Source organism: Bacillus sp. S14(2024) (assembly GCF_050473785.1).
GTDB lineage: Bacteria > Bacillota > Bacilli > Bacillales > Bacillaceae_G > Bacillus_A > Bacillus_A yunxiaonensis.
Genome location: NZ_JBFLUP010000006.1, coordinates 851,665 through 877,117, shown reverse-complemented (window position 1 = coordinate 877,117; position 25,453 = coordinate 851,665). Strand labels below are relative to the sequence as shown.

The following is a 25,453-nucleotide window of genomic DNA, read 5'->3' as shown; positions in this document are numbered from 1 at the left end:
CCACTTTAGAATTATGAGTTTTTAATAATCGCTGCGTCCATATTGTTAATAAGAGCACCAGCAAATTCGGAACATTTCACTTCAGTTGCACCTTCCATAAGGCGTGCGAAGTCATATGTTACCACTTTTGAAGCAATCGTTTTCTCTACAGAATCAATGATTAATTTCGCTGCTTCATTCCATCCCAAATGTTCTAACATTAATACCCCTGAAAGAAGAACTGAAGATGGATTTACTTTATCTAAACCTGCATATTTTGGAGCTGTACCATGTGTCGCTTCAAAAATAGCATGTCCTGTAACATAGTTAATGTTAGCACCTGGTGCAATACCGATGCCGCCAACTTGCGCTGCAAGTGCATCAGAAATATAATCGCCATTTAAGTTCATTGTTGCTACAACGTCGAACTCGCGTGGACGCGTCAAAATTTGTTGTAAGAAGATATCTGCAATTGAATCTTTTACGATGATTTTTCCAGCAACTTCTGCCTCTGACATCGCTTTATTAGCAGCATCTTTTCCTTCCTTCTCAACAATACGGTCATATTCAGCCCAAGTAAATACTTTGTCGCCAAACTCTTTTTCTGCTACTTCGTAACCCCAGTTTTTGAATGCACCTTCTGTATACTTCATAATGTTACCTTTATGAACTAATGTAACAGAAGAACGTTTTTCATTAATTGCATATTGAATCGCAGCGCGAACAAGACGCTTTGTACCTTCTTCAGAAATCGGTTTAATTCCAATTCCAGAAGTTTCTGGGAAACGGATTTTTTTCACGCCCATTTCATTTTGTAAAAACGCAAGAAGCTTTTGAACTTCTTCAGAACCTTGTGCATATTCAATACCAGCGTAGATGTCCTCTGTATTCTCACGGAAAATAACCATATCAGTATCTTCCGGACGCTTGATAGGAGAAGGAACACCATCAAAGTAGCGAACAGGACGTAAACATACGTATAAGTCTAGTTCTTGACGAAGCGCTACGTTTAAAGAACGAATGCCACCACCAACAGGAGTTGTTAATGGCCCTTTAATTGCGATTAAATATTCGCGAATCAATTCTAACGTTTCTTCTGGTAACCACTCACCTGTTTGATTAAATGCTTTTTCTCCAGCAAGCACTTCTTTCCAAACAATTTTCTTTTCGCCGTTATATGCTTTTTCAACAGCTGCCTCTAATACACGAGATGCTGCCGCCCAAATATCTGGTCCAATTCCATCTCCTTCAATAAAAGGAATGATTGGGTTGTTTGGTACATTCATAACACCATTAGTTACGGTAATTTTTTCTCCTGTAGTCACTGCGATTACCCCCATGTTTGAAATTTCATATGTATGAAACTGAGGGATAATCCCCTCAGTTCAAACCATAAATTAATTTTAAATATTCCAATCATTGTTTCTTTGCGAAAAAGTCAGATTCTTGAAAGCGCATTACGCCCTTTGGCCGATTGGTACATAACGTTGGTTAATCGGACCATCATAATCTGCACGCGGACGAATGAGACGGTTATTGTCATATTGTTCTAGAATATGAGCTAACCAACCAGACATACGGCTGATTGCAAAGATTGGTGTAAATAAGTCATGATCAATTCCTAAGCAATGATACACAGATGCAGAATAAAAATCTACATTTGGCGGAAGCTGTTTTGCTGAAGTTACAAGCTCCTCAATTTTAATGGACATATTATACCACTTATCTTGCCCTGTTAGCACACATAAACGCTTAGACATTTCACGTAAATGTTTTGCACGCGGATCACCATTGCGGTATACACGATGTCCAAAGCCCATAATTTTCACTTTATTCGCAAATGCATTATCAATATATGATTCTACATTTTCTTCTTCACCGATTTCCATTAGCATCTTCATTACATTTTCATTTGCTCCTCCATGAAGTGGTCCTTTTAAAGCACCAATTGCTGCTGTAATACCGGAATACACATCGGAAAGTGTAGCTACACAAACACGCGCTGTAAAAGTAGATGCATTTAATTCATGATCCGCATGAAGTACAAGCGCCTTATCAAATGCTTCAATTTCAACTTCATTTGGCTCACGATTATTTAACATATATATAAAGTTTGCAGCTAATGATAAATCTTTACGAGGCTCAACAACATCTAACCCCTTGCGGATTCTTGCAAATGCCGCAACAAGAGTTGAAACTTTCGCCTGTAATTTAACCGCTTTCAAATAATTGGACTCTGCATTCATTAATTCAGCGTCCTCATCGTATAATGATAGCATGGAAATCGCTGTACGTAAAACCGACATTGGATGTGTTGTTTTTAAGTTCGTGTTTTTCAAATATTCTAAAATCTCCCCTGGCACTCCTGCATGCTGGGATAATTGTGTTTTTAATTCTTCTAATTCCACTTCATTCGGAAGCTTGCGATGCCACAATAAGTATACAACTTCTTCAAATGTAGCATTTTCAGCTAAATCATCAATATTGTATCCTACATATGTTAATGTATCATCAATAATAGAACTTACAGATGATGTTGTTGCTACTACCCCTTCTAAACCTCGAATAACAGTCATTATAACCTCTCCTTTTCCACGAAATTTCTCCCCAACCTTATACTTTGTCTCAATAAAATGTACTTTCCGCTGTTCACGAAAATGAATGAGCACCCGTTCATCTCTGAAACAAGCGAAATACACCCTAGTACAATCAAATCTGCATTTACATCTATCTATCGTTCCATGCTTTTTAGCATAGACGTGAGATTCTCCCCGCCTCCCCACGCTACAAACGATACATAGTGAGGAAATATAATTTCGGAGAGCTTATATATAAAAACAACATAAAACAATATTAGCCAAATTATTTTATGTTGTTTTTATTTTATCTGGTGTAGGTCTATGCTGTTATGTAACTCGAAAAAGTTCCATAAATCTATTATAAACAATTATCTGACTTTTGTGAATGGAAAGAATTCAAAAAATTTATATTACAATAAATTTTTTTATTTAAATAGCTGTATAATACTCATCGCAGCATATGCAATTCCAGCTCCAATTAACGGTCCCACCGCCACTCCATTAAATAGTGCTACCGAAATAATTGTTCCAAACACAAGAGCTGTCGTAATATACGGATCACTCGCTAAAAGCTGTACACCGCCTTTCGCAAGAAGTGCTACAGCAACACCAGAAGCAAGAGCAATCCAAGCATAATAAGATTTCGTCGCCTCTACAAGTTGCTTAAAACCAATTTCTCCTGTCGCAATCGGCACAAGAACCGCAATCGTTATAATGGTAACCCCAAGGTTAATTCCTTTCGTTTGAAGATAAGGGAACATTTTATCTCCTAAGAACGTCCATTTCATCAACAATAAAACGCCAACCGCTACTGTTAAAGATTGATTTTTTGCGATAAATCCAATGAGAAGAAGTATGAATAAAAATAAAGTTGATTGACTAATCATGATGCCTCATCCTTTCTGAAAATAATGAAGTGCTCTCGAACATATCCCTTTAATAAAGTGTAACTTCCATCAGTGGAGTTTTTTCATCTCCACCTATTTTCTTTGCTTTCTCTGAAAAAAGAGGAATTTATTCAGCGAATAGAGAATCGTTTCCACTTACGCCCAAAAAGAAGTTGCTTCCCTTTTCTTTCTTACAAGAAAAAGGTAAAATAAAAAGAGAAAAACCCATACAATATCATACCATTTACAGAAGGTGCATCAAAGCATCTCATCATTTGATAAGTGAATACTTACACAACCTTAGCTCTTACGAAACATATTTTGCAAAGGGGGAAAGACCTTTGAATCGACATTCACTTTATATGGCACTTCGACTTCTATTTGTCATTGCAGCAGCTATATTTGGAATATACGCACTCGTATATATAGCAGGTCTTGTATACCCATTTATTATCGCTTTTGCAATTGCATATATGATCAATCCAGTTGTAAACTTTCTCGATCAAAAACTACGATTTCCTCGTGCTTTGTCTGTATTTATTAGCCTTATCCTTGTATTTGGAGCCATCGTTGGACTCGTTACGTATCTTGTAACAGAAGCGATTTCTGCAACAACTTACTTATTACAAATTGTACCGGACAAATTTCCGGCTATTGTTCAGTATCTGCAAGAATTTGCACTCACTAACATTATGCCGCTCTATAACGATTTAATTGCAAAATTCAATCACCTTGGGGCAACACAACAAAGTACGATTACAACAAACATTCAAAACCTTGGTACAGAAGCAACGCAGCAAATGAAAACTATTTTGACAGCCATAATAAGTGGATTAACAAATTTCATCAGTGCTCTTCCGACTATGTTAACTGTTCTTGTATTCGTCTTATTAGCCACTTTCTTTATTAGCTTTGATTGGCACCGTCTTGCTCGTAAAATTGAAAAATTATTGCCAAATCGGTTACATGGCTATGGAAAAACAATTTTTGTTGATTTGCGCAAAGCTTTGTTTGGATTTATAAAGGCTCAATTTACACTTATATCAATGACGACCATTATCGTTCTAATAGGCCTATTAATTTTGCGTGTACCATACGCCATTACTATCGCCCTTATTACAGGAGTTGTTGATTTACTTCCATACCTAGGAACAGGGACTGTTTTCGTTCCATGGATTATTTACGTATTCTTTACAGGAGACACCGCTTTCGCACTTGGGTTACTCATTTTATATATCGTTGTCATTGTGCAACGACAATTAATGGAACCAAAGGTATTATCATCTAACATCGGACTTGATCCACTTCCAACATTATTTTCTTTATTTATCGGATTTAAATTATTTGGTTTTTTAGGACTAATTATCGGTCCTGTAACACTCGTGTTATTAAATACATTACATAAAGCAAATGTATTTAAAGATCTTTGGAAGTTTATAAAAGGGTAAAGCGAAACTTTCCTCAGCAATTATTTGCCCTTGCTGAGGATTAGTTGAGCCAATCGGGCTCTTACGGGCGGTTTCACTTCACGAAATACCCAAACATACCGGCGGGGTAAAGCTCTAACGATTGGTATAAAGTAGATTTTCATCAATAGAAAAATCAGCTAAAAACAAGGAGAATTTTCTCCTTGTTTTTTTATTTATTAAAACGAATAAAAATACAATCCTTTTCTCTCTTTTTCAACAAATGAATATTTATTCATTTGTATTTTCGACAAAAAAATAACACTTGAAGAGTTTCCTCTTTCAAGTGTTATTTTTGCACAATAATAGTGTTATTTCGGTTTATTTTTCGTTCCATCCATTTGATTATCATATATTTCACCGGTTTTCTCGCTATCGGAATCAATAACATCAATCCTATACAGTCTGTTATATACCCTGGAATCACTAGAAGTATACCGCCTGCAAAAATGCAAATCGCATCTAATACAGCATCACCGGGAATCTCACCTCTACTTAACCGATACTGAATCTCTCTCCAAACTGCTACTCCTTGCCGTTTCGCTATATACGCTCCCATAATACTCATTACTACAATCACACAAAACGTCGGCCACAGCCCAATCCAGTGACTCGATCCAATTAACACTGTAACTTCTAACGCTGGAATTAAAATAAATAAAAAGAGAAATATCTTCATTCCTCTCACCTCATGTTTTCAAATTGAGTAAAAAAAAGAGAAGGATCTCCGTCCTTCCCTACATATTATTTCTTATAGCACTTCCGCATGTCCATTATATACAATTCCACGCGCCGCATCAACTGTTACTTCTTGACCATTTTTCAGGATAGCAGTCGCAGTTTCTACACCAACGATAACTGGAATACCAATTGTTACACCAACAACCGCCGCATGGCTTGTTAAGCCGCCTTCCTCTACAACTAGAGCCGCAGCTTTTTCAATTGCAGGAATCATATCTTTGTCAGTGCTTGTTGTAACAAGAATGGAACCTTCTGTTACGTTTGCTAATGCTTCTTCAGCTGTTGTCGCTACAACAACTTTACCTTTTGCTGTTTTACGACCAATTCCTTGTCCTTTAGCGAGTTGTTCGCCAACAACATGAATTTTCATTAAATTTGTTGTGCCAGTTTCAGCAACTGGTACACCAGCAGTAATAACAACTGTATCACCAAGGCCAACCATACCTGAATCCATAGCTGTTTCAATAGCAGTTTCTAACATTTCATCTGTAGATTTTGCCTTTTCCTCTGCCATATATGCTTGTACACCCCAAGCAAGCGCAAGACTGCGGCATACTTGTTCATTAGATGTTACTGCTACGATTGGAGATTTTGGACGATATTTAGAAATCATTTTCGCAGTATAGCCACTTTCTGTCGGAGCTACGATTGCCGCTACATCAAGTGCAATTGCTGTATGTGCAACAGATTGACTAATCGCATCTGTAATTGTACAAGATTGCTCTTTAAGACGTTTTTTGAACATGTCTTCATATTGCAATGATTTCTCAACACGAATTGCGATGTTTGCCATCATTTGTACCGCTTCAAGTGGGTATAAACCTGCCGCTGTTTCACCAGAAAGCATGATTGCATCTGTGCCATCGAAAATAGCGTTTGCTACGTCACTTGCTTCCGCGCGTGTCGGGCGAGGGTTACGTTGCATAGAATCTAACATTTGCGTTGCAGTAATAACTGGTTTACCTAGTACGTTACATTTTTTGATTAGACGCTTTTGCACTAACGGTACTTCTTCTGGTGGAATTTCTACACCCATGTCACCGCGCGCTACCATTAAACCGTCAGAAACTTCTAGGATAGAGTCGATATTATCGATACCTTCTTGATTCTCGATTTTTGGAATGATTTGAATATGTTGCGCTCCGTGCGCTTCTAATAATTCACGAATTTCTAATACGTCAGATGCTTTACGTACGAAAGAAGCTGCGATAAAGTCAACATTTTGCTCGATACCGAAGATGATATCTTGAATGTCTTTTTCTGTAATCCCAGGAAGCTTGATGCTTACGTTTGGTACGTTTACACCCTTTTTATTTTTTACAGTACCGCTATTCAATACTTTTGTGCGGATATCGCCGTTTACTTTTTCAATTACCTCTAACTCAATAAGACCATCATCGATGAGAATACGAGAACCTGTATCTACATCATCATAAAGTCCCGCATAAGTTACAGAGAACTTTTCAGCAGTTCCTAATACTTGTTCTGTAGAAATAACAACTTCTGCACCTGTTTTTAGTTCAGCTTGTCCATCTACAAAATCATGTGTACGAATTTCTGGACCTTTTGTATCAAGTAAGATTGCTACAGTTTTACCAGTTTTCTTCGCAGCTTCACGAATGCTTTTAATACGTGCTCCGTGCTCTTCATGGCTACCGTGAGAGAAATTTAAACGACAAACGTTCATACCCGCTCCGATTAATTGTTCTAATTTTTCAATACTTTCACTAGCAGGACCAATTGTACATACGATTTTAGTTTTGCGCATAACGCACCTCCAAATATTTATGAAAACGTTACCACCAATCCGACACTACGCCAATTAGATGGATAACTCTTTTGATAATTGATACACATCTAAATCAAGTTGATGTTTTTGTGCTAACGCTTCAATAATATCATGATCAACAAGTTGATTGTTTTGAATACCTACGCAGCGGCCGCCTTTTCCTTCTAATAGAAGCTCAACTGCTCTTGCACCAAGACGACTTGCTAATACACGGTCCATCGCACTTGGAGATCCTCCGCGCTGTACGTGACCTAATACTGTAACACGTGTATCAAATTGTGTTGCTTCTTCAATGTGTTTACCGATTTCAATCGCGCTGCCAACACCTTCAGCTACAACGATAATACTATGTTTCTTACCGCGTTCACTACCGCGTTTTAGACGGGCAATTACATCACCCATGTCATAGTCTGCTTCCGGAATTAAAATTGTTTCTGCACCGTCTGCTAAACCAGCCCATAACGCAATATCTCCCGCATGACGACCCATTACTTCAATTACATATGTACGTTCATGAGATGTAGCTGTATCACGAATTTTATCAATTGCATCAATAACAGTGTTTAAAGCTGTATCAAAGCCAATTGTAAAATCAGTACCAGGAATATCATTATCAATTGTGCCAGGTACACCTACACATGGAAAACCATGCTCTGTTAATTTTTTCGCACCTTGGTAAGAACCATCTCCACCAATAACAACAAGTCCTTCAATACCAAATTTCTTTAATTGTTCAATTCCTTTTAATTGCCCTTCTAGTTCTTTGAACTCAGGGCATCTCGCTGTATATAATTTCGTTCCACCGCGGTGGATAATATCGCCTACAGAACCTAACTCTAATTTTTCAATATGACCAGAAATTAGCCCTGCGTATCCATGATAGATACCATACACTTCTAGATCATGATACATTGCTTTACGTACAACCGCACGAATGGCAGCGTTCATACCAGGGGAATCTCCACCACTTGTTAACACACCAATACGTTTCATTAGTACTCACCTCATAAAGATTATTTGCCTTATATTAAAATAACATGAAGAAAGATAAAATGACAATGGAGAAGATGTGTCTTTTTCATAAGAAAAACGTGCATTCGCGAGATGGAACGCACGCTTTTTCTATTTTACCCCAATGGAAGCGTTTGAAAACGAAACTTGCCCAATTTTCATATATTTTGTGTAACGATTTTCGACCAGTTCCTCTTTCGAAACACCTTCTAATTGTTGGAATGTTTTTTGTAAGGTACGGTTTATATATTCCGCTTGTTCTTTAACGTTGCGATGCGCACCGCCGCGAGCTTCTGGAATCATTTCATCAATTACACCCAATTCTTTCAAGTCCGCCGCCGTAATTTTCATCGCTTCAGCAGCTTCTTTTGCTTTTCCTGCATCTTTCCAAAGAATCGCAGCCGCACCCTCTGGAGTAATAACAGAATAAGTGGAATTTTCTAGCATATGAATGTAATCTCCTACGCCAAGACCTAATGCACCGCCGCTACCACCTTCACCAATAACAATACAAATAACAGGTACAGTTAAACCTGCCATTTCAAATAAATTACGAGCAATGGCTTCACTTTGACCACGTTCTTCAGCTGCTTTACCAGGATAAGCCCCTTTCGTATCAATGAAACAGATGATTGGGCGATTAAACTTCTCCGCTTGCTTCATAAGGCGCAATGCTTTGCGATAACCTTCTGGGTGAGGCATTCCGAAATTTCGGCGAATATTTTCTTTCGTATCTTTTCCGCGCTGATGGCCAATTACCGTTACAGGCATTCCATTATATTTCGCTATACCGCCGACAATCGCTGCATCATCACCAAATAGGCGATCTCCATGACATTCAAAAAAATCGGTAAATAAGTGCTCAATATAATCAAGCGTTGTCGGTCTTTCGGCATGACGAGCAATTTGAACACGGTCCCATACTTTCATATTGCCGTATATTTCTTCCTCTAAATGCTCTAACTTCTCTTCCAAAATACGGATTTCTTCACTGAAGTCCATTTGGCTGTTTTTCGTATACTCTTTTAATTCACGAATCTTATTTTTCAGCTCAACAACTGGCTTTTCAAATTCTAATTCTGCCATGACGCCACTTCCTCCCCTTGATGAACTTCTAAAATCTTGCGGAGTGTATCTCTCATATCATTACGGTGCACAACTGCATCTAATTGTCCATGTTCCAATAAGAACTCTGCCGTTTGGAAGTCCTCCGGCAATTTTTCACGAACAGTCTGTTCAATTACGCGGCGACCTGCAAATCCAATTAAAGCGCCTGGTTCTGCTAAATTGTAGTCACCAAGTGAAGCAAAACTCGCGGAAACTCCGCCCGTTGTTGGATGCGTCATAATAGAAATGAATAAACCACCTGCATTGCTATGCTTTTTCAAAGCAACACTTGTTTTCGCCATTTGCATTAAACTTAAAATACCCTCTTGCATACGAGCTCCGCCTGATGCGGTAAAAATAAGAAACGGCACTTTCATTTCATGTGCTTTTTCAACAGCACGCGCAATTTTTTCACCTACAACAGAGCCCATGCTTCCCATTCGAAACCTTGAATCCATAACCGCAACAACAACGAGCATATTCTCGATTGTTCCTTCTCCTGTCACAACTGCTTCGTTTAATCCAGTTTTTTTACGATCGCCCTCAAGTTTCTCCTCGTAATCAGGGAAGTGAAGCGGGTTTGCCGAAATCATTTCTTTGTCATATTCACGAAATGAATTTTCATCTAACAAACTTTCAAGACGCTCCCATGCGTTCATCGGATGATGATACCCACAGTTAACACATACTTTTAAATTCTTCAGAAGTTCTTTCGTATACATGATCTTTTTGCATTTCGGACATTTTGTCATGACGCCGTCCGGTACATCTCTTCTTACTTGCTCTGAAGGAATTGCAGCATATTTTTTCTTCTTTTGGAATAAATCTCGTAGCAAAGTTTGACCCTCCTTTAGGTGATAAAAGAGCTAAGGTTAACGAGTAAGAAAATGTGGCTAACACCTACGTCAATAAGTGTTAGCCTTGTTTTCTCAATTTGTCTTATAACCCATCTCTTTACGTTTAACTTTAAACGTTGTCTGGCAGAATGTTTGTCAGAACGTGTCATGGTCATTTCGACAAATTTTGTATAGATGTATAGAATTACAAATGAAACTGTATGTTCTCTTTGATTGCATCATAAAGCTCTATTGCTGTTTGTTCCTGCTTATTCTCTAAGGCTTTATATAGCTTTTCATGCAATTCTCTCGCGTTTAAATGAACATCGCAAGAAAGCGTCGAAGCGTAGTCATGTACAATCATCCAAACACGATACATTAAAAAATTATCTACTTGCTCTACAAGCGTTTTTAAAAAGGTTTGATGAAATTCAGCGATAGATGACTGTTCATCAGAAAAAGTCACCTTAAGTATCTTTAAGCTGTCTTCTGTCTGCATTTGACATAAAACACGAATCGCATCTTTCTCAAGCAACTCTTTCATTTGTAACAAATCTTGCCGCGTTTTTTCATCTTGTAATACGAACGGTGCAATTAATTGCACAAGACCATTTTCATAAAAATTTCGAATGAACGTCCCTTCACCGCGCCGCGTTTCAATTAAGCCAACCAATTCCAGCGCTCTAAGCGCTTCACGAACAGAGGAACGACCAACATTTAAACGCGCGCTTAGCTCTCGTTCAGATGGCAGGCGATTACCTGCTTCTAATCCGTCCTCTTTTATAATAGAACGGATTTTTTTCACTATTTCCAGGTATACTTTTGTTTGTGATGATGTCAATGGACACTCCTCGCTTATTCTTTACCGATAATCGCTAGTTCTCTTGTTTTCTCAGCTACTTCATTCGGATCGACTTGGCGGCGAGCAACACCTGTTTCCATTGCAGCTTTCGCTACATACGCTGCCACTTGCGGTGCTACGCGCACATCGAATGGAGCTGGAATAATATAATCCGCATTTAGTTCTTCAGCTGATACAAGCTCAGCAATTGCTCGTACTGCTGCAATCTTCATTTCTTCATTAATTTGCGTTGCATGTACGTCAAGGGCACCGCGGAAAATACCAGGAAAAGCTAGTACGTTATTTACTTGGTTCGGGAAGTCCGAACGACCTGTACCTACAACTGCTGCTCCAGCTGCTTTTGCAATTTCCGGCATAATTTCTGGATTTGGATTCGCCATTGCAAAGATAATTGCATCTTCATTCATAGAGCGAACCATTTCTTCTGTTAATGCACCTTCCGCAGATACACCGATAAAAACATCTGCACCTTGAATTACGTCTGCTAATGAACCTTCTACACGATTTTTATTTGTATATTTTGCAACTTCATTTTTCACAGGGTTCATACCAACAGGACGACCTTCAAAAATCGCACCTTTCGTATCACACATAATAATGTCGCGTACACCGTAGCGATATAAAAGTTTAATAATCGCAATACCAGCTGCTCCGGCACCATTTGCAACAACTTTAATATCAGACATTTTCTTCCCAACTAGCTTTAATGCATTCACAAGACCTGCTACTGTTACAATTGCTGTACCGTGCTGATCATCGTGGAATATAGGAATATTTGTTTCTTTCTTTAAACGCTCTTCAATAATAAAGCAGTTTGGCGCTGCAATATCTTCTAAGTTCACGCCGCCAAAAGTTGGCTCCATTAATTTTACAGTTTCAACAATCTTATCTACATCATTTGTATTTAAAGCAATTGGAAATGCATCTACGCCAGCAAAGCTCTTAAATAATACAGCTTTACCTTCCATAACAGGAAGTGATGCTTCCGGTCCAATATTTCCAAGACCTAATACAGCCGTTCCATCTGTTACAACTGCTACCATATTGCCCTTCATTGTATATTCGTATACCTTGCTTTTATCGTCATAAATAACTTTACATGGTTCTGCAACCCCTGGAGAATACGCAAGACTTAAATCTTTTGCATTTTCTACCTTTACTTTTGATACTGTTTCTAATTTTCCTTGATGCACTCTATGCATGTGAAGTGCTTCTTCACGAAGTGTTGACAAACGATCCACTCTCCTCATATGTTCTTACTGCATAGCGTTATTCATTCTCCAAGGTGGTCTGACCACGAACGCTATTACTACTATAATCGAAATAGAGGGAAATTGTCCATTATATTTTTACAACGACATTTTCCTTCCCGACTACCTCATAAAGCGCTTGTAGACATTCTTCACTTGGATGAATGGATAAACTACGAGATAATTGTATCATCTTATGCTCTTTTTCATAATAAATTAGTACTTTCACAAAACCTGAATAGTGAAACAATATTTTTGTTATATTGTTTAACAGCTTTTTTTCATACTGTGATGGTATTTTCACGTAAATAGAAGCGTCCTTCATTTTATCGTAAGTATCCATTTGTTCTAACGGATATACCCCATTTATAATCCATTGCAGCTTGTGATTTCGTTGTTCAATTGTACCTTCTATTAAAACAATTTCACCTTCTTGTAACCGCTCTGCAAAATGGATATACGTTTCAGGAAATACAACCGCTTCCATCTCATTGTTTTGATCACAAAATGTAACAAACGCCATCTTTTGTAATTTTTTTGTTCGAATGACTTTTATATTTGTCAAATACACAATTGCCCGCTGCACTTTTCTTTGCTGCTTCATCGCTTGTGCAAGTGTTGGAATTTCCAATTGTTTAATAAGCGGTGCGTACTGTGCAGTTGGATAACTTGATAAATAAAAGCCCAGTGCTTCTTTCTCTTTATTTAATTGTTCAATAAAGGATAGCTCTGCCTCTTGTGCATACTCTGACTTCGGCACAAGCTCCTCGCCAATTTCACGTGCTAAGTTCGCATATTCTAACGCACCTTTAATACTGTTAAACAACGATGGACGTGAAACCTCAAAGTCATCAAAACAACCAGCCCAAATCATCGTTTCTAAATTGCGTTCTGTTACAAACTTCGCCGGCATGCGCAAACAAAACTCAAATAAATCTTGAAATGGTTTTTTGTTTCTTTCTTCCATTAAAGCATTTACTGTCGCCATCCCTACATTACGAATCGCAAGTAAGCTATACCGAATTGCATTCCCTTCCACAAGAAAATCATAACTGCTCTTATGAAGAGATGGAGGTAAAACATGAAATCCTTTTCGCTTCGTTTCCCGAACATATTGTACAATCTTCTCTTCATTTCCGACTGCGCTTGATAATAGTGCTGTCATAAACTGCAACGGATAATTTGCTTTTAAATAGGCAAGCTGATATCCAATCATACTATAAGCAACTGCATGACTTCTATTAAATCCATAATTCGCAAATTGCACAATTAAATCATAAATTTTCTGGGCAGTTTCTTCATCATACCCATTTTGCAAACAGCCTTTCACAAAGTGAGTACGCTCTTCGTCTAAAATATCACGATTTTTCTTACTTACGGCGCGGCGTAATAAGTCAGCCTCACCAAGAGAAAATCCTGCTAAACGAGAGGCAATTTGCATAATTTGTTCTTGATAAACGATAACTCCGTACGTATTTTCTAAAATTGGTTTCAAATCAGGATGAAGATAATGTATCGCACGTTTCCCATGTTTTGATTCAATAAATACTGGAATTTGCTCCATTGGTCCTGGTCGATATAGCGCGTTAACCGCAACAATATCTTCAAACTCATTCGGTTGTAACGAACGCAAAACATTCCGCATTCCGCTTGATTCAAGCTGGAAAATTCCAGTCGTATCTCCCCGTCCGAGCAGTGCGAATGTTTTCGCATCCTGAAGAGGTAATTTCTTTATATCTATATTTGTCCCAGTTGTTTGCGCAACAAAGGTACGAATATTTTCAAGCAATGTTAAATTCCGAAGACCAAGAAAGTCCATCTTTAATAATCCAAGTTCTTCTAATACCTCTGCGGGATATTGCGTAACATATACACCATCATGCCCCTCTTGAATAGCAACGCTATTTGTTAGCGGCTCTTCGCTCATAATTACCCCGGCTGCATGAATAGACGTATGACGAGGTAAGCCTTCTACCCGTTTTGCGATATCAAATATCCTTTGAAATATGAGGTTACTTTGTATATAATTTTGCAGTGCTTGCGATTCTATATAAGCTTCCTCTAATGTAATCCCAACCTTAGATGGAATATGCTTTGAAAAAATATCAATTTCATTTGGCGGCAGCCCCATTACTCTTGCAATATCGCGAATTGCTGCTTTTGCTGCGAGTGTTCCAAATGTTACAATTTGGGCAACACGTAGGTCTCCGTACTTATCTTTCACATAACGAATCATTTCATCGCGGTGAATATCTGGAAAGTCAATATCAATATCAGGAAGTGTCACACGCTCTGGATTTAAAAATCTTTCAAACAATAAATCATACTGAATTGGATCAATATCGGTAATTTCCAATACGTAAGACACGAGTGATCCAGCTGCCGAACCACGGCCTGGTCCTGTTAAAATGCGACGTTCATGAGCGTACGTCATGAAGTCCCATACAATAAGAAAATAATCACTAAATCCCATACGAGAAATAACGCCTAATTCGTGCGCTAAACGTGCTTTATGCACATCTGTCACTCTTTCATAACGTTTCCTCAGCCCTTCTTCACAAATGCGGCGTAAAAAGTCATCTGACGATTCATTTGTTGATACTGGAAACTTCGGTAATTGATTTGTATGAAACGAAATCTCTACATGACAGCGCCCTGCAATGTATGCAGTGTTTTGAATCGCTTCTGGCATAGCAGCGAATAACGCTTCCATCTCAGAATGCGATTTCATATAATATTGATCAGTTTGTAAACGCGGCCTTTCTGAATCTGTCATTTTTGTGCCGCTATGAACAGATAGTAAACACTCCTGTACAATCGCATCACCTTGTTTGACATAACGAATATCATTTGTCGCAACAAGTGGGATTCCCAGCTGCTTTGCAAGTGGCAGAAGCTCTTCCTGCAGCAATAATTCTTCTTGAATAGCATGGTGCTGTAAGCTTATATAAAAGCTCGCAAATATACTTTTATACGTATTTGCTACTTCTTCAGCAACCTCATGTTTGCCCTGTAATACAAGTTGTTCAATTTCACCGTCTTTCCCTGGAGAAATCGCAATTAATCCGCCTGCATAGTGCGCAAGCCATTTCTTTGGAATACCGTCTTTTGACTTTGTCATAATGCTGCTAGAGATTTTAAGTAAATTCCGATACCCAGTTTCGTTTTCAGCCAATAAAACAAGTGGATAAGATCGCTCTTCTTCTTCATTCCATATCGAAGCTGTTAAACCGATAATAGGCTGAATGCCCGCTTTTTTACATGCTTTATAAAACGGAACAACACCATACATCACATTTTCATCTGTAATCGCTAATGCTGTAAAACCAAGTTCTTTCGCTTGATGAACAAGCTCATCTATTTTACATGCACTTTTCAATAAACTATAAACGGTTTGACATTGTAAATGCACAAACTTCACTTTTATGCCCTCTCTTTATCTATTTGACTACTTCCTATTATACGTGAAATCAAAACATACTTCCCCTTCTTTGTCCATATACATGAAAAAGAAAGGAGAATGATGATGGAAGTGAATCAAAGCTTTTTCTCTCTTCTCGTTACAAGCTATTTTATTGCCCTTGGTGTTATGATTGGTGGGTCGTTAATCGGCGGGATTGGTGCCTTTTTAGTTGGGAAACCACCCCTCACAATGATTACGCAGTTTGCAGAAAATTTACGAATTTGGGCACTTGTCGCTGCTATTGGCGGGACTTTCGATACATTTTACAGCTTTGAACGCAGCTTCTTTGGAGGAGATACAAAAGATATTGTGAAACAAATTCTGCTTATTTTCTTTGCCACAGGCGGTATGCAAACAGGATTCATTATTATTAATTGGATTACACAGGAGCATGTATGAGAGTTCCAAGCTCACTCTCCAATCGATGGAAACTTTTTTTAGGCGGCGCTGCTGTTGGCGGTATTTTAAGCTGGATTATTTTTTTGTACATATATGGTGTATTTCAAGAAGTACAAACAAAAACACTAGAACAACAAGAAGCAAAAATAAAGAAGTTAACAGATGACTTACATGTAATCATTGAAGATCAAAATAAAGAAAATGAAAAAAATAAAAAAGTGTTAACGATTCAAGAAATTGAAATTGAGATTGTCAATCATGATAAATATAATGTAGACTCTCTTACTGTTGAAACATTAAAAACCTCGATTCGCGATGATCTCCGCCACTTGCTTACCCAAAATATTCAGAGCGTCGCAAATAATAAAGAACTACTGAAAAAGGTCATTGAAAATAAAGTATATAAATATTACGACCGTGTCTATAGATTTGAAATCGAAACAGTTTCTTTTGACACTACACTTGAAATTAGCGTAAAGATAAAACAAGAAAGGTAGAGCTCTCTACCTTTCTTCTTATTTACACAATTCGCGTAAGTCTGCAAAAATACGGTCCGCTTCTTCCCAAGAAAAAGCTTTTGCACCGGAAGCCATTGGATGCCCTCCACCGTTATATTGCATTGCTAATGTATTAATTACCGGTCCTTTTGAACGAAGTCGAACACGAATTACATCTTCTTCCTCTAGAAATAAAACCCATGCTTTTAAGCCTTCAATATTTCCAAGTGCTCCAACAACTCCTGATGCCTGAGACGGAAGTACATCAAATTGCTCTAATACTTCTTTTGTCAACTTAATATAAGCTGCTCCTTCTTCTGTCATTGTGAAGTTTTGTAAAATGTAACCATTTAAACGTGCAATGCGCTCATTTGTTTTATACATTTCATCATATAATGCGGGGAATTCAACTCCCATGTCTACAAGTTCAGATGCATAACGAAGTGTTTTTGCAGATGTGCTTGGGAATAAGAAACGTCCTGTATCACCAACGATACCCGCTAAAATAAGACGCGCTGCTTCTTTTGGTAACCTTAATCCTTTGTCTTTACCATATAAATAAAATTCATAAATAAGTTCACTTGTAGAACTAGAAGTTGTATCTACCCAAACAATATCTCCGTACGGGTCTTCATTTGGATGATGATCAATTTTAATTAATTGCTTTCCTTTTGTGTAGCGCTGATCGCAAACGCGCTCTTGGTTTGCTGTATCACAAACGATAACAAGCGCCTCTTCATATGTAGCATCATCAATTTCATCCATTACGCGTAAATATGCTAAAGATGGTTCGTTGTATCCTACCATATAGATCTTTTTCTCTGGAAACGACTCTTGCAGCATTGTACCAAGTCCGCACTGCGAACCTAATGCATCTGGATCCGGACGTACATGACGGTGAATAATAATCGTATCAAATTGCTTAATTGCTTCTAAAATCTTCTCATGCATATGTAAAAGTCTCCTTTTTCACCAATTTATACCCATTATAACCCAAAACACTTCATACAGGACGATAATTGATTTACAATAAAATAAATAACATACAAATAGATGGGGGATTGGGGTCATGCCAGTATTAGTCTTTTGTATTATCGTTACATTTATGTTGTATCTCTTCTACAAAACGAAATATTTTCGCACAAACCGTTCCATGGAGAAAGGATGGCTTGCTGGAAAATCAGCGATTGCACTCGGATTATTTGTTGCATTATTTGGCCTGAACCAATTTTTCTTGGACCTTTCAACGGCTCGTATAATCGTTGGCGCTTTATTTGTAATTGTTGGCGGAGCTAGCATCTACAATGGAATTCGCCAATATAAACATTTTTTACCGCTTGCGGTTGAGGAAGCAGAGCAGTTCCAAAAACAATCTTGAGGTGAGATGAAATGAACACCTTTCTAAACGATTTTTTTAACCGTATTCAATACGAAAAGCAAGATGTGACATTTGAAGATATTCGTGTGTTACAATCACAATTTGCTAAACATGTGCCATTTGAAAATATTAGTATTATACAAAATGAAAACATTGAAATTACCTTTGAAAACTTAAAAAGAAAGATTATAGACAACCAGCGCGGTGGTGTTTGCTATGAGCTGAATCCTTTATTTTACTACGCTTTAAAAGAACTAGGATTTCAAGTTCATATGATATCCGGCACTGTATTTAATGATGGAGAAATTCGGCTAATTGAAACGCACTTTGCAACGATTCTACATCATAATAATCAGCTATACCTAATCGATGTTGGTTTCGGTTCACATCATGCTCTGCAGCCTATTCCACTTACAGGAGAAACAGTGACATCCTCAACTGGTGAATACCGTATTCAACAGAAAAAAACAGATTTAGGAGAATACGCATTTGAAAAATATAAAAATGGCACTCTAGAAATTGGCTATGACTTCTTCACATCGCCAATTGATGAAACAGTTTTACAAAACGCACAACAAATCATTACCCACCATGAACAATCACCATTTAATAAATCACCGCTTCTCGCAAAACGAACAGACGATGGTCACATTACACTGACAGACAAAACCTATACCGTAACGAGAGGGAATCATAAATCTAAACAAACGATTGATCTGCAAACTTTTCAAGCGCTTGCGTTGAGTGAATTTGGTATTGCGGTTAAATAGGAGTCATTTCTTTATACAATAACTGTAGTTTTTCTGTAAGATTCATTGAAAACATGAAAAAGCGGTCATCCTTTCATGGAGGGATGACCGCTTTCAATTTTAAAATTGAAAGTGAGTTCATTCATAGTAAAAATGGTACTAAAAAAACATAAGTGATAGAATACAATTGAATTGATTAAAAAGGAAAGAAAGTGAAAGCAGTGAGAATAGGATTTTTAGACTCTGGTATCGGTGGAATTACTGTACTTCATCAAGCGTTAAAGATCTTACCAAATGAAGATTATATTTTTTATGCTGATACTTTACATGTTCCATATGGCGAAAAACCAAAGGAAGAGGTAAAACAATATATTTTTGATGCTGTTGACTTTATTGCGAATCAAGATGTGAAAGCATTAGTCATTGCTTGTAATACAGCAACAAGTATTGCTGTGGAAGATTTACGTAAAAAGTACGATTTTCCGATTTTAGGGATTGAGCCAGCTGTAAAACCAGCTGTTCAAAATAGTGAAGAAAAGCGAAAAAAAGTTTTAGTGTTAGCAACTAAACTAACTCTTAAAGAGGAAAAGTTTCAAAATTTAGTAAAAAGCATAGATAATCACGATATTGTTGAAAGTCTACCTCTTCCTGGTCTTGTACAATTTGCTGAGGAATTCGAATTCAGTGAAGAAAAAGTTTTACCCTATCTAAAACAGCAATTATCTATATTTGATTTAAAACAATTTGGAACAGTCGTTCTCGGTTGTACTCATTTTCCATATTTTAAATCCAGTTTACAGAAACTTTTGGGCGAAGATGTAGACATTATCGACGGAAGTGTTGGAACTGCTAAAAATTTAAAGAGAATTCTCGAAGAAAATAACCAAATGAACAACGGAACAGGAAATATTTCATTTTTTAAATCTGGTAATAAAGTTGAAGATGAAACTACTTTATCTAATTATAAAAAATTATTAGCACTGTTAGATAAGGAAAGCTCACTCACAAGATAATTCCATATGAGCGGTAAATCAAGAGGCGCAGATAGCTAACTTGTTCTGCAATTTTCAAAAGCACAGCTATCTGGTCTCCCTCTATCAGTTTCACTATTGCCTCCTTTTCAGCAATAGCGAAACTGATAGAAGGGTCATACTGCCCGTTAACAAGGGATAAAAATCAAGTATAAAGCCAATGTGATTTTATACTTGATTTCACACACTATTCATTATATTGTTCTACATTATCAGAACTACCTAATCTTACATTTGAACTGTTCCTATTTACGATGGCGCAGTTTATATATCAGACTCGCAACAATAGCCGACGGTATGTTAAACAAATTCCCCTGCAAATTGAAATGCGCTTGTTCTTCTTCAAATGACATCTTTTCGTATAACTCACTTTGTGTAAGCCCAATCTTCTTCATTCTTTCTTTTAACCCCGATATATAAGAGTATTGGATTGGAATCATGATTAGAAAGTAAAGGATAGCAATGCTTCCGAAAAAGATACCAGCAGATAACACATACACCACTCCCTTCATTTTCCATAATAACATATCGAACGAAAATTCAGACATTTATTTATACAAAAAAACTGCCCTTTCAGACAGCTTTTTCTTCTTAACGATCAATTAATTGAACCATAAGCAATGCTTTTCCAACAACATTTCCTTCATGTCGTACTTCTACGTCAACTTTACCAAATTTACGTCCAATTTCTAGCACTTTCGGATAAACGGACACAACGTTATCAATTTGAACCGGTTTTACAAAGAAAATGGTTAAATTCTCTACAATGACGTCACCTTTTTTCTGCGCACGAAGCACACGATTTGTTGCTTCTGTCACAATTGTTGTAAAGACGCCGTATGACAAAGTCCCAATTGAATTTGTCATTTGTGGTGTGACAGAAAAATGATAAGCAGAATCTTGTTTCGCTTCTTTCGGGTTCATAAATTGATTCGTTACAATATCATCAATCGTTTCCCCAACTTGCGGCTGACGCTGAATCATTTGGAGCGCTTGCAGCACATCTTGACGACTAATAATCCCTTGTAATGTATTGCTATCATCAACAACTGGAAGAAGCTCAATTCCTTCCCACACCATCATACGTGCCGCTGCTGCAACAGACATTTTTCCGTTGACAGTAATCGGCTGTTTTGTCATTACTTTTTCAATTGGTGTTTCTTTTACTACACCAATCATATCTTTGGACGTTACAATGCCCAGCACTTTATTTTCCTCATCTACAATCGGATAACGGCCGTGCATCGTTTCTTCATTATATTTATGCCATTTTTCCACCGTATCACTTGGCTGTAAATATACCGTCTCTTCAATTGGTGTTAAAATATCTTCAACGAGAACTATTTCTTTTTTAATAAGTTGATCATAAATAGCGCGGTTAATAAGCGTTGCTACTGTAAATGTATCATAACTGCTCGAAATAATCGGCAGCTTTAATTCATCTGCCAATTTCTTCACATGCTCTTCTGTATCAAATCCACCTGTAATGAGTACAGCTGCTCCTTCTTCAAGCGCTAATTGATGTGCTTGTGTACGGTTTCCGATAATAAGTAAATTCCCAGCTTCCGTATAGCGCATCATTGCTTCTAACTTCATTGCCCCGATTACAAACTTGTTTAACGTTTTATGTAAACCTTCTCTTCCGCCAAGCACTTGACCATCCACAATGTTAACAACTTCTGCGAATGTTAGCTTTTCGATATTTTCTTTCTTTTTTTGTTCAATACGAATTGTCCCGACCCGTTCAATTGTACTTACATATCCTTTATTTTCCGCATCTTTAATCGCACGATATGCCGTTCCTTCACTTACACTCAACTCTTTTGCGATTTGGCGCACAGAAATTTTATGCCCAATTGGCAAACTGTTGATATATTCTAAAATTTGGTTGTGTTTCGTAGCCAAAAAGTTTCACCATACTTTCTTTTCCCTAAATTCTTCACGCGTTATCTTTTTAGTATACTATATTTCAAAAACTGTTACACTGCATCTTTCTATATCTGTACTATTTTTTTTATAACAAGTCTATACAAGTTTCTTACAATAATGTAATTTGCTTGTCACCTCATTCGATGGTTTGTTTCATTTCCTTATCGTACAATGAAAATAAGAAATAAGAGAAAAGGAGCGATATGATATGAAAGAAGCTTTAAAAATAATTAGTGCGGTATTGTTAGCATTCGTGGACGGAAAGAAAGTAGCAATAGCATTAAACGAAACAGCAGAAATAGAAACAGGCACACCACAATCTAAAAATGATATAACAAATACAACATCTACATTATACCCTTCTCACATATAAAAACCTTCACTTTGCCGCGCAAAATGAAGGTTTCTTTTGTTATAGCTCAATACCTTCCCCAGCTTCTAATACTTTCCCTACACTACCGGTTAATTTCCCTACAAACTGATACGGATTTTGTTCGATAACTGGGAATGTATTATAGTGCATCGGCACGACAATTTTTGCTCCAATCCATTCTGCAGCTAACGCGGCATCCTCTGGACCCATTGTAAAGTTATCCCCAATTGGTAAAAACGCCACATCAATCGTATGACGAGAGCCAATTAATTTCATATCTGAAAACAACGCTGTATCCCCAGCGTGATAAATTGTTTTTCCTTCTGCAGTAAATACAATCCCCGCTGGCATACCTGTATATGTAATCGTTTGATTTTCTTCATCAATATAGCTAGAACCATGAAATGCTTGTGTAAACTTCACTGTTCCAAATTCAAATGCATGAGAACCTCCAATATGCATTGGATGTGTATTCACACCTTTCCAACCTAAAAATGTCGCAAGCTCAAACGGTGCAATAACAACTGCATTATGTTTTTTTGCTAATTCTACTGTATCCCCAACATGATCACCATGTCCATGAGAAAGGATAATTGCATCGACTGTTACCTCTTCTACTTTTAAATCTGTTTTCGGATTACCTGTAATAAATGGATCAATTAAAATAACCTTCCCGTTCGTTTCAATCTTTACAACTGAATGACCGTGATAAGATACTTTCATCTTTTCATTACCTCCCTTATTCATATTCACACCTTCTATTCTACACGATTTCGCAATTCCCTGTCTTTTCAAACATCGATTTGCTTGTCATAACGCTTTCGTTCGATGTAAAGTTATACATGTAATTGAAATTTCGGAGGTGCAGATTTATGAATACTAGATTAGAAAAATTAATGCAATGGCTACAAGAAAAAAATACAGAAGCTGCATTCTTAACTTCTACACCGAGCGTCTTCTATATGACGAACTTCCACTGCGAACCGCATGAAAGACTACTCGGTCTATTTGTATTCCAAGAAAAAGAACCTATGTTAATTTGTCCGAAGATGGAAGAAGACAAAGTAAGAAGTGCTGGCTGGACTCACGAAATTATCGGATTTACAGATACAGATAATCCATGGGATATGATCGCGAAAGCAATCAAAGCACGCGGCATTGATGCAAATACAGTTGCAATTGAAAAAGAACATTTAAATGTAGAACGCTATGAGCACTTATCACAATTATTCCCAAAAGCATCTTTCACACCTGCTGAAGAAAAAGTACGTGAACTTCGCTTAATTAAAGATGAAAAAGAACTAGAGATTTTACGCCAAGCTGCTGCTATGGCTGATTATGCAGTTGAAGTTGGGGTAAATGCAATTCAAGAGAATCGCAGTGAACTTGAAGTATTAGCGATAATTGAGCATGAATTAAAGAAAAAAGGCATTCATAAAATGTCCTTTGACACAATGGTATTAACAGGTGCAAATTCCGCCCTTCCGCACGGTGTACCAGGTGCAAATAAAATGCAACGCGGTGATTTCGTCCTATTTGACTTAGGTGTTATTATCGACGGTTACTGCTCTGACATTACGCGTACAGTTGCTTTTGGCGAAATTTCAGACGAACAAAAACGCATTTATGACACTGTATTAAAAGGGCAATTACATGCAGTTGAATCATGTAAACCAGGTGCAACATTTAGTGAAATCGATCGTGCTGCTCGTTCTATTATCGCAGATGCTGGTTACGGCGACTTCTTCCCACATCGCCTTGGTCATGGACTTGGCATTAGCGTCCACGAATATCCAGATGTAAAAGAAGGCAACAACTCTCCATTACGAGAAGGAATGGTCTTCACGATCGAGCCAGGTATTTACGTACCAAACGTAGGCGGCGTTCGTATTGAAGATGATGTTTATATCACGAAAGATGGCGTGGAAATTTTAACGAAATTCCCGAAAGAATTACAGTTTGTAAAATAAGTATAAAAAACGCTTGGAAATCATCACTATCCAAGCATTTTTTATTTGTATTTATCTCCAAAACTCCAAAGTTAAAATCCATCCGCTTCTAACTTCATCATTCCACCAAAATAATGTTGAGCAGTAGTAAAAGAAATGAATGCACAAAGCTCACTTATTTCAGCTTCTGAAAAATACTCTTTTAATATTTGAAAAGAAGAATTTGAAATATTTCCTTTTTGTTCTTTTAAAAACACTTCTGCAAATCCAACCGCAACAGATATTTTTTCATCAAATATATGAGGCTCAGGTTTTCCTTTTGCTTTGCAATACTCACAACCATTGCTCTGCGCTAATGTTCTTCTAACCTGTTCTTTTAATTTTGATGATAACAGCCCATCTTTCTCTAGTACTTCTCCTAAATAAGACCACGCCTCCATAACTTTTTTATTGTGTCCTAAAAGTTTTTGAAAGGGCGTTTCTCCGAAATTTGATTCATTGATCCTTGCCATTTACAATACCTCCTTGTTATATTAAGCATACAGAATAAAATCTATAGATTACATTAAATTAGAAATGTATTATTTAATAATAATTTAAATAACAAACCAAAAAAGGCGGATTACTTTAAAAATGAAAATAGATGATATTGATAAAAAAATAATAGTTGAGTTATCCAACAATAGTCGTTTATCAATGAGTGAACTTGGAAGAAGAATTAATTTATCTTCTCCCTCTGTAACTGAACGAGTAAGACAAATGGAGTCATTTGGAATAATAAAAAAATATACTTTAGAAATTGATTATGAAAAATTAGGATTTCCTATCCAATGCATAATAGAAGCAACAGTTAAAAACGGTGGCTATAAAAATTTTAAAAGTTACATTGAGAGTCTTCCTAATGTGGATTTTTGTTACCGCATAGCCGGAAATGCTTGTTATATGCTTAAAATGCAATTTGAGAACTTTTCTAAAGCAGAAGAGTTTATCGACACTGTAAACCCATACGCATCCACTGTTACACATTTTATCTTTTCTCAAGTCCAAACGAGTTTAAAAATTGATTCAGATTGACCTGTTTCGTAATTATCTATCGGAATATATCCCATAAGAAGCTGAAGATATTGCGTATCTTACACAATATCTTCAGCTTCTTTGCTTTAAACGCTAAGTCTTCG

25 protein-coding genes are annotated in these 25,453 nt (G+C 37.2%); 9 read left to right on the top strand and 16 right to left on the bottom strand.

What is annotated here, in order from left to right:
• Positions 1 to 11: 11 nt before the first annotated feature.
• The 3 genes from icd to AB1279_RS04750 form a co-directional block, all read right to left on the bottom strand.
• Positions 12 to 1,304: an NADP-dependent isocitrate dehydrogenase gene (icd, locus tag AB1279_RS04760; RefSeq protein ID WP_429758014.1), complete on the bottom strand. Its 1,293-nt coding sequence runs from the start codon at positions 1,302 to 1,304 to the stop codon at positions 12 to 14.
• Positions 1,305 to 1,436: 132 nt separating this feature from the next.
• Positions 1,437 to 2,555, bottom strand: coding sequence for a citrate synthase (gene citZ, locus AB1279_RS04755; RefSeq protein ID WP_429758013.1), 1,119 nt, complete (start codon positions 2,553 to 2,555; stop codon positions 1,437 to 1,439).
• Between the two features lie 428 nt (positions 2,556 to 2,983).
• Positions 2,984 to 3,445, bottom strand: a complete 462-nt coding sequence (locus AB1279_RS04750) for a DUF441 domain-containing protein (protein ID WP_429753617.1) — start codon at positions 3,443 to 3,445, stop codon at positions 2,984 to 2,986.
• A 341-nt stretch (positions 3,446 to 3,786) separates the two neighbouring features.
• Here AB1279_RS04750 and ytvI point away from each other — a divergent pair, with 341 nt between their 5' ends.
• Positions 3,787 to 4,893 carry a sporulation integral membrane protein YtvI gene (ytvI, locus tag AB1279_RS04745; RefSeq protein WP_429753616.1) on the top strand — a complete coding sequence of 369 codons (1,107 nt, stop codon included), beginning with the start codon at positions 3,787 to 3,789 and terminating at the stop codon, positions 4,891 to 4,893.
• Between the two features lie 307 nt (positions 4,894 to 5,200).
• Here ytvI and AB1279_RS04740 read toward each other — a convergent pair whose 3' ends face one another.
• The 8 genes from AB1279_RS04740 to dnaE form a co-directional block, all read right to left on the bottom strand.
• Positions 5,201 to 5,590: an FxsA family protein gene (locus AB1279_RS04740; protein ID WP_429758012.1), complete on the bottom strand. Its 390-nt coding sequence runs from the start codon at positions 5,588 to 5,590 to the stop codon at positions 5,201 to 5,203.
• Between the two features lie 72 nt (positions 5,591 to 5,662).
• Positions 5,663 to 7,420: a pyruvate kinase gene (pyk, locus tag AB1279_RS04735; RefSeq protein ID WP_429758011.1), complete on the bottom strand. Its 1,758-nt coding sequence runs from the start codon at positions 7,418 to 7,420 to the stop codon at positions 5,663 to 5,665.
• Positions 7,421 to 7,474: 54 nt separating this feature from the next.
• Positions 7,475 to 8,434, bottom strand: coding sequence for a 6-phosphofructokinase (gene pfkA, locus AB1279_RS04730; RefSeq protein ID WP_429758010.1), 960 nt, complete (start codon positions 8,432 to 8,434; stop codon positions 7,475 to 7,477).
• Positions 8,435 to 8,563: 129 nt separating this feature from the next.
• Positions 8,564 to 9,538, bottom strand: coding sequence for an acetyl-CoA carboxylase carboxyl transferase subunit alpha (accA, locus tag AB1279_RS04725; RefSeq protein WP_429758009.1), 975 nt, complete (start codon positions 9,536 to 9,538; stop codon positions 8,564 to 8,566).
• Positions 9,526 to 10,395, bottom strand: coding sequence for an acetyl-CoA carboxylase, carboxyltransferase subunit beta (accD, locus tag AB1279_RS04720; protein ID WP_154711960.1), 870 nt, complete (start codon positions 10,393 to 10,395; stop codon positions 9,526 to 9,528). Before accD ends, accA begins: the two co-directional genes overlap by 13 nt.
• 205 nt (positions 10,396 to 10,600) lie before the next feature.
• Positions 10,601 to 11,236, bottom strand: coding sequence for a FadR/GntR family transcriptional regulator (locus tag AB1279_RS04715; protein WP_429758008.1), 636 nt, complete (start codon positions 11,234 to 11,236; stop codon positions 10,601 to 10,603).
• Positions 11,237 to 11,250: 14 nt separating this feature from the next.
• Positions 11,251 to 12,507: an NAD(P)-dependent malic enzyme gene (locus tag AB1279_RS04710; RefSeq protein WP_429758007.1), complete on the bottom strand. Its 1,257-nt coding sequence runs from the start codon at positions 12,505 to 12,507 to the stop codon at positions 11,251 to 11,253.
• 91 nt (positions 12,508 to 12,598) lie between these two features.
• Positions 12,599 to 15,928, bottom strand: coding sequence for a DNA polymerase III subunit alpha (dnaE, locus tag AB1279_RS04705; protein ID WP_429758006.1), 3,330 nt, complete (start codon positions 15,926 to 15,928; stop codon positions 12,599 to 12,601).
• Positions 15,929 to 16,027: 99 nt separating this feature from the next.
• Here dnaE and AB1279_RS04700 point away from each other — a divergent pair, with 99 nt between their 5' ends.
• Both AB1279_RS04700 and ytrI read left to right on the top strand, forming a co-directional pair.
• On the top strand, positions 16,028 to 16,369 hold the full coding sequence (locus tag AB1279_RS04700; RefSeq protein WP_429753608.1) for a YtrH family sporulation protein: 342 nt from the start codon (positions 16,028 to 16,030) through the stop codon (positions 16,367 to 16,369).
• Complete coding sequence (gene ytrI, locus AB1279_RS04695) at positions 16,366 to 16,866, top strand: sporulation membrane protein YtrI (RefSeq protein ID WP_154711965.1); 501 nt, start codon at positions 16,366 to 16,368, stop codon at positions 16,864 to 16,866. The genes AB1279_RS04700 and ytrI overlap by 4 nt, the downstream gene beginning before the upstream one ends.
• Before the next feature lie 18 nt (positions 16,867 to 16,884).
• On the opposite strand, the gene AB1279_RS04690 is transcribed toward ytrI, so the two are convergent.
• On the bottom strand, positions 16,885 to 17,817 hold the full coding sequence (locus AB1279_RS04690; protein WP_429758005.1) for a DHH family phosphoesterase: 933 nt from the start codon (positions 17,815 to 17,817) through the stop codon (positions 16,885 to 16,887).
• A gap of 118 nt (positions 17,818 to 17,935) precedes the next feature.
• Between AB1279_RS04690 and AB1279_RS04685 the strand changes: the two genes are divergently transcribed.
• The 3 genes from AB1279_RS04685 (at position 17,936) to murI (ending at position 20,006) form a co-directional block, all read left to right on the top strand.
• The gene (locus AB1279_RS04685) at positions 17,936 to 18,244 is read left to right on the top strand and encodes a YtpI family protein (RefSeq protein WP_429758004.1); all 309 of its coding nucleotides are present in this window, start codon (positions 17,936 to 17,938) and stop codon (positions 18,242 to 18,244) included.
• An 11-nt stretch (positions 18,245 to 18,255) separates the two neighbouring features.
• Positions 18,256 to 19,014: an arylamine N-acetyltransferase family protein gene (locus AB1279_RS04680; RefSeq protein ID WP_429758003.1), complete on the top strand. Its 759-nt coding sequence runs from the start codon at positions 18,256 to 18,258 to the stop codon at positions 19,012 to 19,014.
• A 200-nt stretch (positions 19,015 to 19,214) separates the two neighbouring features.
• On the top strand, positions 19,215 to 20,006 hold the full coding sequence (murI, locus tag AB1279_RS04675; protein WP_429761299.1) for a glutamate racemase: 792 nt from the start codon (positions 19,215 to 19,217) through the stop codon (positions 20,004 to 20,006).
• A gap of 263 nt (positions 20,007 to 20,269) precedes the next feature.
• On the opposite strand, the gene AB1279_RS04670 is transcribed toward murI, so the two are convergent.
• Together AB1279_RS04670 and AB1279_RS04665 are read right to left on the bottom strand one after the other, a co-directional pair.
• Positions 20,270 to 20,536 (bottom strand): DUF3949 domain-containing protein, encoded by a 267-nt coding sequence (locus AB1279_RS04670; protein ID WP_429761297.1) that lies wholly within the window; start codon positions 20,534 to 20,536, stop codon positions 20,270 to 20,272.
• A 79-nt stretch (positions 20,537 to 20,615) separates the two neighbouring features.
• Positions 20,616 to 21,929 carry a DRTGG domain-containing protein gene (locus AB1279_RS04665; RefSeq protein WP_429753603.1) on the bottom strand — a complete coding sequence of 438 codons (1,314 nt, stop codon included), beginning with the start codon at positions 21,927 to 21,929 and terminating at the stop codon, positions 20,616 to 20,618.
• 232 nt (positions 21,930 to 22,161) lie between these two features.
• Here AB1279_RS04665 and AB1279_RS04660 point away from each other — a divergent pair, with 232 nt between their 5' ends.
• Complete coding sequence (locus tag AB1279_RS04660; RefSeq protein ID WP_429758002.1) at positions 22,162 to 22,326, top strand: hypothetical protein; 165 nt, start codon at positions 22,162 to 22,164, stop codon at positions 22,324 to 22,326.
• A gap of 39 nt (positions 22,327 to 22,365) precedes the next feature.
• On the opposite strand, the gene AB1279_RS04655 is transcribed toward AB1279_RS04660, so the two are convergent.
• A complete protein-coding gene (locus tag AB1279_RS04655; RefSeq protein ID WP_429761296.1) occupies positions 22,366 to 23,049 on the bottom strand; it encodes a metal-dependent hydrolase in 684 nt (227 codons plus the stop codon).
• A 149-nt stretch (positions 23,050 to 23,198) separates the two neighbouring features.
• Here AB1279_RS04655 and pepQ point away from each other — a divergent pair, with 149 nt between their 5' ends.
• A complete protein-coding gene (pepQ, locus tag AB1279_RS04650; RefSeq protein WP_429758001.1) occupies positions 23,199 to 24,296 on the top strand; it encodes a Xaa-Pro dipeptidase in 1,098 nt (365 codons plus the stop codon).
• Positions 24,297 to 24,367: 71 nt separating this feature from the next.
• On the opposite strand, the gene AB1279_RS04645 is transcribed toward pepQ, so the two are convergent.
• Positions 24,368 to 24,787 carry a carboxymuconolactone decarboxylase family protein gene (locus tag AB1279_RS04645; protein ID WP_429758000.1) on the bottom strand — a complete coding sequence of 140 codons (420 nt, stop codon included), beginning with the start codon at positions 24,785 to 24,787 and terminating at the stop codon, positions 24,368 to 24,370.
• A 121-nt stretch (positions 24,788 to 24,908) separates the two neighbouring features.
• On the opposite strand from AB1279_RS04645, the gene AB1279_RS04640 reads away from it, so the two are divergent.
• Positions 24,909 to 25,349 (top strand): Lrp/AsnC family transcriptional regulator, encoded by a 441-nt coding sequence (locus AB1279_RS04640; protein WP_429757999.1) that lies wholly within the window; start codon positions 24,909 to 24,911, stop codon positions 25,347 to 25,349.
• Positions 25,350 to 25,453 lie beyond the last annotated feature (104 nt).